Here is a 13113-nt window from a genome sequence, read left to right as displayed (position 1 = left end):
GAGCCTGTCGAAGCGTCATCGAGCACAACTCCTTCGATCCGGACAGGCCCGCCGTCGACTTCCGCAGAAAACCGGGGTTTCGACGGCGGTGACCGTGCCGATCGAAGGAGTTGTGCTCGGTCGCTTGGCCTGTCGAAGGGCGCTTTCCCGGCTACTGAGCCCGTCGAAGTGCGCCCTTCGACAGGCTCAGGGACCGGGTGCCGACGATCTCAGGGACCGGGTGCCGACGATCTCAGGGACCGGGTGCCGACGGCCTCAGGGACCGGTGCCGCCCGGAGCCGGCAGCGGCAGGAAGGCGGACCAGGCGCGCCGGCGGCCGCTCCGCGGATCGGCCTCGACCCGGTCGACCGCGCCGATGATGAGCGTCCGCCGTTCGTCCTCCGTGTACCTCGGCCAGTCGTCCGCCGGCGGCCGTCCCACAGCGAAGCGCAGCCACGCATCGCGCATCCGGCTCCCCGCCGCCGAGTACGACTCACGTCCGCCGAGCGCGGTCATCGTGCGCCCGAAGGTGCTGTCGACCTCGTCGAAGAGGGCGTGCATCTCGATGCCGTGAGTCGCATCGAGTCCCACGATCCGCAACAGGCGCGGTGCGACATCGAAGCGGTAGGCATGGACGGGCGCATAGCGTGAGTGGAGGTCTGCGACGCGGACGCTCGGGTACCAGAACGCGTAGTCGCCGGCGAAGTCCGCGGCCGCCGCGCGTGCCGGCAGGCTGGGGTACGCGTCCCGCATCGGCGATCGTGCGGCCTCCGGCGCGTTCTCGAACACGGCCCTGATCCGTCCGGCGGACCGGGGCAGGATGTCGATCCGCCCACGGAACAGGGTGCCCTCGCGATCGTTCGTGCCGATGATGAGCGGGATGCGATGCGCCCGCCCGGCCGCGAACGCACGCATCGGATGCTCTCGCACGAACGAGCCGTCGACGACGGGGGCGAGCGGGAACGTGCCCGGGAATCGGTCGGGAGTCCGCTCCTGGAGGGTGAGGCAAGCGGTCACGAGGTCGGTCGCAGAGGTGCGATCGAGCATCGCGGCGATGTCCTCGGAGCGATCCTCGCGCGTGGGTGCACTGGCCCCAGCACTGGCTCCAGCAGCGGTTCCGGCACCGTCTCCGGCGCGTGCGTTGCCGTCGGAGCCACTCCTGCCGTCGCTCCGCCGCGCAGTGGTGTCGCCTGTCCGCCCATCGACCGCACCCGCCCGCGCATCGCCGCCACCCGCCCTCCCGGTGCCGAACCGCCTGCGCCCGCCGTGCGCCTGCTCCCGCACGAGTTCGACGAACTCCTCCGCCCACTCCGCCGTGAGCGCCGCCGGGTACACGGCGTTCGGGGGAGCGCTCTGCGCGATCGCCCTGGCGAACAGATGCCGCGTGGACGGGAGCGTCATGAGGGTCGTCACGGCGTTGCCTCCCGCGGACTCCCCGAAGAGCGTGACGTTGTGCGGGTCGCCGCCGAACGCAGCGATGTTGGCGCGCACCCAACGGAGGAGCGCGACCTGGTCGCGGAGGCCGAGGTTGCTGTCGATCGGCCTCCGCGAGGTCGAGTAGCGGGAGAGGTCGAGGTAGCCGAGGGCGCCGAGCCGGTAGTTGAAGCTCACGTAGACGACGTCGCCCGTGCGGACGAATCCGCGGCCCTGCCCCGAGAAGTCGCGCGACGATCCCGCGCTGTAGCCGCCGCCGTGGATGAAGACCAGAACGGGTCGGCGCCCGCGCCTGCTCGGCTTCGCCGCGGAGACGACGTTGACCGTGAGGCAGTCCTCTCCTGACGGGACGCCCGGGCCGATGCCGCGGAACTGGCCGTGGAGTGCTTGGGTCGCGATGTCGCCGTACGAGCCGGCGTCGCGGACGCCGTTCCAGCGGACGACCGGTTGCGGCGCCCTGAACCGCAATGGTCCGATCGGTGGCGCCGCGTACGGGACGCCGCGCCAGACGCGCATCGGGCCTTCGCGCACTCCGCGGATGCGCCCCCCGGTGACGCGGACCTCGAGGCCGTCGCCCGTCGGTTCGGTTCGGCGGAACCGTGCCGGGAGCGTGAGGCGGCGTTCGCCGTTCGCCGCCCCTCGATCCGTCATGCTGTCAGCGTGCGCCGTCACGCCTCTTCGCGGAAGGGGCTTGCGCCAGCCAGCCAGCCGCCTGCCTGCTCGGTCAGAGCGATGCGCTCGCGCACCCGCTACCCGGTGCCGTGAGCGCGGGCCGTACCCACCCCGCGCTCGCGGCGGAGACCCGCGCCGGCGCGAGCGCATCGCGCTGCCCCACCCGATCGGAACCACCCCAGATTCGTGGGGATCGCCCGGAAACCGTAGAGTTTTCCTTATGTCCAAAGTCTTGAGCAGTCTCCCCGTCGGCGAGCGTGTCGGCATCGCCTTCTCCGGAGGCCTCGACACCTCCGTCGCCGTCGCCTGGATGCGCGAGAAGGGTGCCGTTCCGTGCACCTACACCGCCGACATCGGGCAGGCCGACGAGCCCAACATCGGCGCCGTTCCGGACCGCGCGAAAGAGTACGGTGCGGAGATCGCCCGCCTCGTCGACGCGAAGAGCGCACTCGTCGAAGAGGGCCTCGTCGCCCTCCAGTGCGGTGCATTCCACATCCGCAACGCCGGCAAGACGTACTTCAACACCACGCCGCTCGGCCGCGCCGTCACCGGCACCCTCCTCGTGCGCGCCATGAAGGAGGACGGCGTCGACATCTGGGGCGACGGATCCACCTACAAGGGCAACGACATCGAGCGCTTCTACCGCTACGGACTGCTCGCCAACCCGCGCCTGCGCATCTACAAGCCGTGGCTCGACGTCGACTTCGTGAACGAGCTCGGCGGCCGCAAGGAGATGAGCGAGTGGCTCGTCGCCCGCGACTTCCCGTACCGCGACTCCACGGAGAAGGCGTACAGCACCGACGCCAACATCTGGGGCGCGACGCACGAGGCCAAGCGCCTCGAGGAGCTCAGCTCCGGCATCGAGATCGTCGAACCGATCATGGGCGTCCCGTTCTGGCGTGAAGACGTCGCGATCGCCTCCGAGGTCGTCACGGTCCGCTTCGAAGGCGGCCGTCCCGTCGCCCTCAATGGCGTCGAATACACCGATGCCGTCGCGCTCGTCCTGGAAGCGAACGCGATCGGCGGCCGTCACGGGCTCGGCATGTCCGACCAGATCGAGAACCGCATCATCGAGGCGAAGAGCCGCGGCATCTACGAGGCTCCCGGCATGGCGCTCCTCCACATCGCGTACGAGCGGCTCATCAACGCGATCCACAATGAGGACACGGTCGCGAATTACCACAACGAGGGTCGCCGTCTCGGCCGCCTGATGTACGAGGGCCGTTGGCTCGACCCGCAGTCGCTCATGCTGCGCGAGTCCATCCAGCGCTGGGTCGGTTCCGCCGTCACCGGCGAGGTCACGATCCGTCTGCGTCGCGGCGACGACTACACGATCCTCGACACCACGGGTCCGAGCCTCAGCTACCACCCCGACAAGCTCTCGATGGAGCGCGTCGGCGATGCGGCGTTCGGCCCGGACGACCGGATCGGTCAGCTCACGATGCGGAACCTGGACATCGCGGATTCGCGTTCGCGCCTGGAGCAGTACGCTGCGGCAGGTCTCGTCGGTGGTCCGACGGCCGAGCTCGTCGGTGAGCTGCAGGTCGGCGAGGCCGAGGAGATCCTCGGCGGCGAGGCGATCGATGCTTCCACCGACGCCCTCGACCGCGCGACGGACCTGGCGTCCGAGGGTGCTGCGTTCGACTCCGGCACCGACTGACGGTTGCTCTGCTCGGCGCTCTGCGTCATGTGAAACGGCTCCGACCCAGCAGGGTCGGAGCCGTTTCACGTCGCTGCGGTGCGTGGTGCGCCGACCACGAGCTACTTCGTGAAGGTCTCCGCGAGGTCGACGAGCAGGCGCGTGCCGAAGCCCGTCGCACCCTTGGGACGCCACGACTCGTCGGCTTCGACCTGCATCGTGCCGGCGATGTCGAGGTGTGCCCAGGGGGTGTCGCCCACGAAGTCGGCGAGGAAGAGGGCGGCGATCGTCGCGCCCGCGTACTTGCCGCCCATGTTCGAGATGTCGGCGACGTCCGAGTCGAGCTGCTTCCGGTAGCTGCGTTCGAGCGGTAGCTGCCAGATGCCCTCGTCGGTCGTCTTCGAGGAGGCGACGGCGCGGTCGATGACACCCTGGTCGTTGCCGATGACGGCCGCGGTCTTCGTGCCGAGCGCCATGAGCGCCGCCCCTGTGAGGGTCGCGATGTCGACGATCGCGTCCGGGTGCTCCTCGCTCGCGAGGACGAGCGCGTCGGACAGGACGAGCCGACCTTCCGCATCGGTGTTCTTGACCTCGACGGTCGTTCCGCCGCGCAGGGTGAGGACGTCGCCGAGGACGGTCGCCGAGCCGGACGGCATGTTGTCGGTGCACATGAGGAACGCCGTGACCGCAGTGGGGCAGGAGAGGTCCGCGAGGGCCGTCATCGCTCCGAGAACCGCAGCTGCGCCGGCCATGTCCATCTTCATGGCCAGGTGCATGGGATCGGACGGCTTGAGGGAGATGCCGCCAGAGTCGTACATGATGCCCTTGCCGACGAGGGCGAGGTGACCCGTCGGCTCGATCGTGGCTCCGTTCTCCGCTTTCGGCGTGTAGCGCAGCTGGATCATGCGCGGTTCCTCGACGCTGCCGGCGTTGACGCCGAGCAGGCCGCCGCAGCCGAGTTCGATGAGCTGCTGCTTGTCGAACACTTCGACGTCGAGGCCGTGCGCCTCGCCGACCTCGAGCGCGACGTCGCCCATGTCTGTTGCCGTCAGGTGTCCGGGGGGCGTGTTTGCGAGGTCGCGCGCGAGGTTGGTGGCGCGGGCGAGGATCTCGCCGCGACGGGTGCCCGCGGTCACCTCCTGGGCGTCGCCGGCGGCCGCGAGGACATCGAGCGAGACGAGGGGCACGTGCTTCGGGTCGGCCTTGAGCGGCGTGTAGCGGTAGCGGGCGAGGAGCGCTCCCTCGGCGACCATCTGGCCGATGACGGCTGGACCGAGGGCGAACGTCTCGCGCAGGTCGATCCCGATGCGTGCGTACGCGCCGGCCCCGCGCGCGAACGACGCGGAGACGTCGCGGAGGACGGAAGCGGAGCGAGCATCGGCTGCCCCGACTCCGAACACGAGGTGCGCGGGCCCGTTCTGCTGCGGCAGGAGGAAGGTCTGGCCCACTTCGCCGTGGAACCCGGCTGCCGCGAGCGTCGCGAAGTCGACGCCCACCGCTGCTGGAACGGAGCCGTCCGGTTCGACGGCGACGCCGACCACGTCGAGGCTCGTCGAGAGCGCGTTCACCACGAGGATGCCGACGGCGTTCTCGGGTGCGCGGGATGGGGTCGGGCTGAAGCTCGGTGGGATCAGCTTGTGTGGCCGAGGGTTCATCGTCTGACTGCTTTCCTGTCGATGTCGGTGTGTGGAGGGGAGGCGCTGGAGGCGAGCAGGCGAAGAACGCGAGGGGCATGTCGAAGCTGCTCGTCTCCGGCGGCTCTGGTCACTCGACGGTATCGACCGTATCAACCCCACCGGCGGCGGGCGCATCGATGTCCTCGGGCAGTTCCCCGGTCATCCGGCCAGGCATGCGCCCCGCGGGGATGATCGCGAGCAGCGACAGGGAGGCGAGGGCTAGGAGTGAGAGGTGCAGTGCTCGGAGGCGCGATTCCTCGTTCAGGGCGACCGCGGCGTCGACCTGCGACGGCGTCGCGTCCGTTCCGGCGAGCACGTCGTGGAGGTGGTCGTTGGAGACGAAGTTGATGTCGTAGAGGTTGACCTGCGAGGTGAGCTCCTCGTTCAGCTCCGGGCTGTCGGACACGCCCGTGAGGACCATCGAGCTGAGGAGGCCGACCGCGAAGACGGACGCGACTGCGATGCCGACGCTGCCCGAGAGATTGTGCACGAGACCGCGCCAGGCGCCGACGTCGCCCGCGAGACGGTTGGGGGCGGCGGAGAGCAGCGTGTTGAAGACGAGCGCGACGATCGAGCCCTGGCCGAGGCCGAGCGTGATGAGACCGATGATGACGAGGGCCTGCTCCCACTCGTTGCGGATCGTGAGCGCGAGGATGATGAGCCCGAGCGCCACGACGATGAATCCGAAGCGTGCGATCTGTCGCGGGCTGAACCGTGTGTAGAGGGTCGCGACGACGGTGCTCGCGATGAAGATGGAGAGCGTGTAGGGGATGATCGCGATCGACGTCTCGAAGCTCGACCGGCCTTGCACGACCTGGATGTAGAGCGGGATCAGGAAGTTCCCTGCGGTGCCGACGAAGAGCATGATCGCCATGCACAGCGTGACCGCCCGTTCTGCTCCGGTCTTCAGGACGTCGAGGTCGAAGATGCGCGGGGCGCCCTGCGCCTTGCCTTTCCTGAGCCAGGAGAAGAAGACCTGGCCGCCGATGACGCCCAGGATGATGAGGATCGGGGCAGGCGAGACGCCGAGGATGGAGAACGGCGCGCCGGGCTCGGCGAGCCAGAGCCCCCAGGAGCCGAGGCCGCTGAAGCCGAAGCTCAACAGGATGATCGTCACTGCTGCGAGCATCGCGCCGACCCAGTCGATCGTGAGGGCGGGGTGTGCAGGGACGACGTTGAGTTTGAAGCTCAGCAGCAGGTTGACGACGGCGAGGGCGGCGACGAGCGCGAAGGAGTACCGCCACCCGATCGTCGACGCGAAGGTGCCGGCGATGAGGAGGGCGAGCACACCCGCCGCGGGGATGGCCGCCGCGAGGAAGCCGATTGCCTTGCCCTGCTGCTCACCGCGGAAGTTCGAGGCGATGAACACCGTGAGCGCGGGTGCGATGAGGGCGATGACGGCGCCGGACGCGGCCTGCGCGATGAAGAGCATGGCGGGGCTGACGCTCAGTGCGACGAGCGCCATCGCGACGCCGTGGATGACCACCGCGATCTGGAAGACCCGTCGCGTACCGAACTTGGCGCCGATCTTCGCGCCGAGCAGGATGAACGCCGCCATGGCGAAGGTGCCTGCCGTGATGGCGGTGCCGATCGTCGTCGCCGGGGTGTCGAGGTCGGTCGTGATGCCGCCCATCGACACCGTGAGCGCGTTGACTGCGAACGATGCCTGGATCTGGGTGAGGACCACAACGATGAGCGGAAGCCACGAGGCCTTCTCGGTGGTCTGGATTCCGGCTGGGACTGTGCTCGCGCTCATCGACCGCTCCTTGTGCTCTGTCTGCTCAGGTCCTGTGTGCTCAGGGCCCGCGTACTGCTGTGACGCCGGTGGCGCTTTCGGCGGTGCGGCGCTGTGGTGCCGGTGGCGCTGTGGTGCTGTGGTGCTGTGGTGCTGTGGTGCTGTGGTGCTGTGGTGCTGTGGTGCCTGTGGTGCTGTGGTGCTGATCTGAGATCACCGTAGCGGAGCTGTTTCCCCGGTGGGAGGGTGATTCCGGGGCCGGCCGTTCAGGAGGCGAACGACCGGCTGCCCGGAGCGCTGGTCAGGCCGCGATGGCCTTCGCCTTGAGCGTCTGGAACTCGGCCTCGGTGATCGTTCCGGCCTGCAGGAGTGCTGCGGCGTCCGCGATCTCGGTTGCGGCGCTGCGGCCGACGACGTCCTTGAGGTAGGTCTCTGCTTCGGCGCGGTGGTGCTGCACGGAGGCGGCCTCGCGTTCGGCCATGCCGCGCGAGTTCACGATGAGGTACACGAGCGAGGTGAGGAGCGGGACGAAGAGGAGGAAGACGATCCAGACGGCCTTCCACCAGCCGTTGTGGCTGCCGTCGCGGAAGAGGTCGCGGATGATCGCGAAGAGGATGCCGATGTAGGAGATGAAGAAAAAGGCCACGATGATGAGCCAGAGGGCGTCGAGGAAGTTCACGTGCGTTATCGCCTTTCGAGCGCTGCAGAGCCGGCCGGGATGCCGGCATCGGAGGAGAGGCGGCGCATCAGCCCGGGTCGCCCCGTGCGTGACGGCCGGACTCGGGCAGTCTGCGTCGTCTGTTGGCTCGACTGTAGGACCGTCTCAGATATCCGCCACGTGTTGTGACGCAGAAGTGCTGTGACGGTGGCGCGAGAACCTGCATCGCTCGTCCGAAGCAGTTCTGCGACACGCCTCCCGGCTCTCCGAGGGATTTCACCCGGACCCGTTCGCTCGCGGTACGCTCCGGGAGGGATCGCGGTTCATGACGATCCCGCAACGGAATTCAGGACGGCCTGAGCGCGACTCGGCGGCCGGGTCGAACCGCCCAGGGACGCCGAGCAAGGACCAACCCATGTGGAAGCCCATCTCGAAACGCGCGATGCGCCACATCATCGAGCAGACCTCGCCGTTCCCGGTTCCCGAGGAGCGGGTCGAGCGGGTCGCGAGGGGCTTCTGGACCCGCTCCGACTCCGTCTTCCACTTCTCCGCTCAGTCTCGCATCCTCGGCGACACGGTTGTGATGCGGACCACACAGTCCGCCATCCGCATCCGTGGTGAGGATGCGCAGTCCACCGGTACCGTGCACGTGGGATTCGTGCTCGACGGCACGTGCGACTTCGGCCCCAACGGCGGCACCGAGGCGACGCTCAACCGCGGCGGTGTCTTCGTCGCGACCGACCTCTCCGGCTACAACCTGTCAGCGCTCGAGAGCACCCGGGCGCTGAACATCCGGATGCCGGAGAGTCGCCTTCGCGAGCGCGGCATCCAGCTGAGTGCGCATCGATTCCGGTTCGGCGGGCCGCCGACATCGCTCGGTGCGCCGCTGCGGGAGTTGGGACTCGCCATCGCGGACGCCGCGTGGAATCCGACGAAACCAGGACTGCTCGTCGCGGGCCGTGCGGTCGAGGACCTCGTCGTCGGGATGCTGCTCGAAGCGGGCGGGTACGCGATGGACAGCGAGGACCTGCGCGTGGGATTGCGCAGCCGGGCGATGACGTACATCGCCGAACGGCATCGGGATCCCGCGTTGTCGCCGAAGACCGTGGCCGCTCCGCTCGGGGTGTCGCTGCGGCATCTGCAGCGCGCGTTCCAGGACAGCGAGACGTCGATCGCCGGGGAGATCGCCGCGCGTCGTGCCGAGACCGCCGCCCTCTACCTCGCGGGCCCCGGCGCTGCGACGATCACGATGGGCGAGCTCGCCGCCCGTGCGGGCTTCGGGTCCGCGTTCGAGCTCCGCACCGCGTTCAAGTCCCGCTACGGCATGCTCCCCAGCGCCTACCGCGCCGCCGCGTCGTCCCCAGCCCGTCCCTAGCTTCTGTCTCCCCGGCCCCGTGCCCACCCATCTCTGCCGAGGGGTCCCATCGTGTGGGTGCCGGCGTCCTCAACCCGCAGTTCGCGACCCCTCGGCAGCGGGAGCGCCGGGGTCGGGTGGGAGGAACGCGAGGAACGCCGCCACCACGAGCTGGACGACGACGATGACGGCGAGGGCGACCGTCACACCGAGGTGCAGCACGATGAAGCCGCCCGCGGTCGCGCCGAGGAGCATCGACACGATGGCGAACGCACGTCGCGTGACGGCGATGCGATCACCGGAACGGATGTCGGCCGCGATGCCCGTGATCGTCATGGTCAGCACCGTCGTGGTGAGGTCGGGGACCGCGAGGTGTCGGACGGCGGCGTTCTGCAGGCCGAGTGCGAATGACGTGAGGACGACGATCGCGTTCTGCGCGAGCGGCCCCGCGGCGTCATCGGTCGTCCACGCGATGACGGTCGACGCGATGAAGAAGAGCACGACGATCAGGAGGACGTTCCGGAGCATCGTCCGGCGCGGTACGGACACCCGAGCGACGATCCCGCCTCCGATCGTCGCCCCGGCAACGAAGCCTGCCAACGCGAGCGCAGAGCCCCAGAGCGAGAAGCCGGGAGCGCCGGCGATCGCGAAGCCGATCGAGACGACGTTGCCCGTCATGTTCGCGACGAAGACCCGGCCGAGTTCGAGGACGCTCACGGCGTCGACGAGTCCGGTCACGAAGGTCAGCGCGAGCAGCAGGTAGGGGAGCGCCGCACCGTGCTTCGACCCGGCGAGCAGCCGCAGCGATGCGCGGGTTCCTGCGTTCGGTTCTGCCATCCGGTCCTGCCTCCCGCTCGCGCCTGCCGCCGCCGCGGCATCGCCCATTCTCACACGTGCCTCGGGAAGGGCGGGTTAGGGAGGAGGGGCGAGGCCGAGCCGGGGATAGAGGGCGCGGAGGGTCAGGTCGAGACCGCCGGTCAGGCCGCCGATGACGTGGTCGCCTCCCGGGACCACGAACGTCTCCGCGTGGATGCCGGCTGTCGAGGCGGATGCAGCGGCCTCGTTCATGTACTCGACGTACGCGGGATCCGCCGACCCCGCCGAGAAGTACGCATGCGTGTCCGGGTAGGACGTGGTCTGGTAGATCGTCGTCGGTTTGATCGCGTCGTACGCTGCCTGGTCGCCGTCGAACATCGACTGCAGGTTGGCCTCAGCCGATTCAGCACCGGAGTAGACCTCACCGGAGATGCTGACGATGTTGCCGAACGTCTTCGGGTACTTCGCGCCGAAATAAAGGGCGCAGCCGCCGCCGGCCGAATACCCCGCGACGGTCCAGGCATCCCGATGCTTCATCACGTGCAGGTTCTGTTGCACCCACGGCACCACGTCCTGCATCACGTACGTCTCGACGTTGCCGAGCTTCCCATCGATGCACAGCGGGTCCTGGGCCGGGTCGCCCAATTGGTCCACCACGAGGACGATCGGGGCGAGCCCGTCGTGCTCGGCGGAGATCTTGTCGAGGGCGGCGCCGATCCACTTGGAGTCCGGATCGCCCGGCTGGCCCATCATCATCAGGACGAACGGCAGGGCTGGAGGATTCTGCACCAGCGCGGCAGGCGGGTAGTAGACCTCCGCAGGCCTGGCGGGGAACCCTGAGGCGGTGTTCGGCACCTGTTGGTCGATGGGCAACGGTCCGTGCTGCCCGACGGACGGCATGTCTGCCGGCGGTTTCCACCTCGTGTAGAGGGGTGACTTCGGTTCGACGGATGCACTTTCCTTCGGAGGATGGATGACGTTCACCGTCTCATCGGTGTTGATGTGGAACACGGCCCCGATCGTCGTCTGCAGCCCGTACGCACGGTTGATCCCCACGAACCCCGTGAGCAGGAACACGATGATCGCGAGCGCCGAGAGCAGGCGCCTCCACCACCGTCCGCGCCAGAACACCCCGAGCAGGGCGAGTGCGACACCGGCGAACGTGAGTACCGCCCATCGCCTGACCCCGCTGATGAGCGGGCTGTTGAAGGTGTTCAACACGTCGAAGAGCAGCCACACGACCCCCAGGCCGATGAGCGCGCCGACCGCCAGCGCTCCGATCGCGCTGAGGTACCAGACGCGACCACCCCGCCGCCGGAAGAACACGTACGCGAGTGCCGCGATGCTGGCGATCCGCAGTCCCCAGACCACGGGACCGTCCACCACATCGATGCGCCACAACCAGTTCATCCGACTCCGTTCAGAAAGGCCTTCATGAGAATCACACAGGAGGGTCATTCAATCCTGAAGATGAGCCGTGGATCGGCGTGATTCGGCGGCGGGCGCTCGTTTCGCATCCTCCGCCCACGCGCCCGTAGGATGAGAGGCGTTTGGGAGCGGGCGCCAGCCAGGCGTCAGCACCACGCAGCACAAGCCGCATCCCCAGCGGCGCAGAGGAGCACCATGGCAGAGCAGTCCCGCCTCGATTCGGTCATCACCCTGGCCCAGCACCGAGGTTTCGTCTTCCCGTCCGGAGACATCTACGGCGGTACGAGGTCGGCGTGGGACTACGGGCCGCTCGGCGTCGAGCTCAAGGAGAACATCAAGAAGCAGTGGTGGAACGCGTTCGTGCGCGGCCGCGGCGACATGGTGGGCCTCGACTCCGCCGTCATCCTGCCGACGCCCGTCTGGGAGGCGTCCGGTCACGTCAAGGTGTTCAGCGACCCGCTCACCGAGTCCCTCATCACGCACAAGCGCTACCGTGCCGATCACCTCTTCGAAGCGTATGAGGCCGAGCACGGACACCCGCCCGTCAACGGGCTCGCCGACATCCCGGACCCCGAGCACCCCGAGAAGGTCGGTCAGTGGACCGAGATCCGTCAGATGTCGGGTCTGCTGAAGACATTCCTCGGCGTCGTCGATGACGAGACCGGACTGCACTACCTCCGTCCGGAGACCGCGCAGGGCATCTTCACGAACTTCGCGAACGTCCTCCAGACGTCACGCAAGAAGCCGCCGTTCGGCATCGGCCAGATCGGTAAGGCGTTCCGCAACGAGATCACGCCGGGCAACTTCATCTTCCGCACGCGCGAGTTCGAGCAGATGGAGATCGAGTTCTTCGTCGAGCCGGGCACGGACGACGAGTGGCAGCAGACCTGGATGGACCTGTGCTGGGAGTGGTTCATCGATCTCGGGATGACGCCGGAGCACATCCGCTGGTTCGAGCACCCGCAGGAGAAGCTCGCCCACTACTCCAAGCGCACCGTCGACATCGAGTACCAGTTCGGGTTCGCAGGCAGTGAGTGGGGCGAGCTCATGGGCGTCGCGAACCGCACCGACTACGACCTCGCGACCCACGCCGAGAACTCCGGCAAGGACCTCTCCTTCTTCGACCAGGCCAAGAACGAACGCTGGGTGCCGTATGTCATCGAGCCGTCGTTCGGTCTGACGCGTGCGCTCATGGCGTTCCTCGTCGACGCGTACGAGGAGCAGGAGCTCCCGCCGAACGCCAAGGGCAAGGTCGAGACCCGCACGGTCCTGCACCTCGACCCGCGTCTGGCTCCGGTCAAGGCCGCCGTGCTGCCGCTGTCGCGCAACGAGGCCCTGTCGCCGCTCGCTCGTCAGATCGGTGACGACCTCCGCAAGCAGTGGAACATCGACTTCGACGACTCGGGCGCGATCGGCCGCCGCTACCGCCGCCAGGACGAGATCGGTACGCCGTACTGCGTCACGGTCGACTTCGACTCGCTCGAGGACAACGCGGTCACCGTCCGCGACCGCGACACGATGCTCCAGGAGCGCGTCCCGATCGACGAACTGAGCGCGTACCTCGCGGAACGCCTCAAGGGCGCCTAGCCCCGCGCACGACGCATCCCGCACGACGACGGCCCACGGTGCTCCCGTGGGCCGTCGTCGTCCGCGCCCCGTTCGCTGGGCCTGCGCCCGTTCGCTGGGCCTGCACCCGTTCGCTGGGCCTGCACCCGTTCGCTG

General features: G+C 68.5%; 9 protein-coding genes. 3 read left to right on the top strand and 6 right to left on the bottom strand.

Annotated features, from left to right (window positions below):
- Positions 1 to 255: 255 nt before the first annotated feature.
- Complete coding sequence (locus tag ACQ3HB_RS01995; RefSeq protein ID WP_430917250.1) at positions 256 to 2064, bottom strand: carboxylesterase/lipase family protein; 1809 nt, start codon at positions 2062 to 2064, stop codon at positions 256 to 258.
- A gap of 241 nt (positions 2065 to 2305) precedes the next feature.
- Between ACQ3HB_RS01995 and argG the strand changes: the two genes are divergently transcribed.
- The gene (gene argG, locus ACQ3HB_RS01990; protein ID WP_430917248.1) at positions 2306 to 3745 is read left to right on the top strand and encodes an argininosuccinate synthase; all 1440 of its coding nucleotides are present in this window, start codon (positions 2306 to 2308) and stop codon (positions 3743 to 3745) included.
- A gap of 101 nt (positions 3746 to 3846) precedes the next feature.
- On the opposite strand, the gene ACQ3HB_RS01985 is transcribed toward argG, so the two are convergent.
- From ACQ3HB_RS01985 to ACQ3HB_RS01975, 3 genes are all read right to left on the bottom strand, one after another.
- Positions 3847 to 5379: a leucyl aminopeptidase gene (locus ACQ3HB_RS01985; RefSeq protein WP_430917246.1), complete on the bottom strand. Its 1533-nt coding sequence runs from the start codon at positions 5377 to 5379 to the stop codon at positions 3847 to 3849.
- A 109-nt stretch (positions 5380 to 5488) separates the two neighbouring features.
- Positions 5489 to 7156, bottom strand: a complete 1668-nt coding sequence (locus tag ACQ3HB_RS01980) for an MFS transporter (protein ID WP_430917245.1) — start codon at positions 7154 to 7156, stop codon at positions 5489 to 5491.
- Between the two features lie 280 nt (positions 7157 to 7436).
- Positions 7437 to 7814, bottom strand: a complete 378-nt coding sequence (locus tag ACQ3HB_RS01975) for a PLDc N-terminal domain-containing protein (protein WP_430917244.1) — start codon at positions 7812 to 7814, stop codon at positions 7437 to 7439.
- A gap of 394 nt (positions 7815 to 8208) precedes the next feature.
- On the opposite strand from ACQ3HB_RS01975, the gene ACQ3HB_RS01970 reads away from it, so the two are divergent.
- Positions 8209 to 9168: a helix-turn-helix transcriptional regulator gene (locus tag ACQ3HB_RS01970; protein WP_430917242.1), complete on the top strand. Its 960-nt coding sequence runs from the start codon at positions 8209 to 8211 to the stop codon at positions 9166 to 9168.
- A gap of 69 nt (positions 9169 to 9237) precedes the next feature.
- Here the strand turns inward: ACQ3HB_RS01970 and ACQ3HB_RS01965 are convergent, their stop codons facing one another.
- Positions 9238 to 9984, bottom strand: coding sequence for a YoaK family protein (locus ACQ3HB_RS01965; protein ID WP_430917240.1), 747 nt, complete (start codon positions 9982 to 9984; stop codon positions 9238 to 9240).
- Between the two features lie 75 nt (positions 9985 to 10059).
- Positions 10060 to 11373 (bottom strand): alpha/beta hydrolase, encoded by a 1314-nt coding sequence (locus tag ACQ3HB_RS01960; RefSeq protein ID WP_430917239.1) that lies wholly within the window; start codon positions 11371 to 11373, stop codon positions 10060 to 10062.
- Between the two features lie 213 nt (positions 11374 to 11586).
- Between ACQ3HB_RS01960 and ACQ3HB_RS01955 the strand changes: the two genes are divergently transcribed.
- Positions 11587 to 12978, top strand: a complete 1392-nt coding sequence (locus ACQ3HB_RS01955; RefSeq protein ID WP_430917237.1) for a glycine--tRNA ligase — start codon at positions 11587 to 11589, stop codon at positions 12976 to 12978.
- Positions 12979 to 13113 lie beyond the last annotated feature (135 nt).

The sequence above is a fragment of the Plantibacter lichenum genome (genome assembly GCF_050587525.1).
Taxonomy (GTDB): domain Bacteria; phylum Actinomycetota; class Actinomycetes; order Actinomycetales; family Microbacteriaceae; genus Plantibacter.
This window is presented reverse-complemented; position numbering and strand designations above follow the sequence as displayed.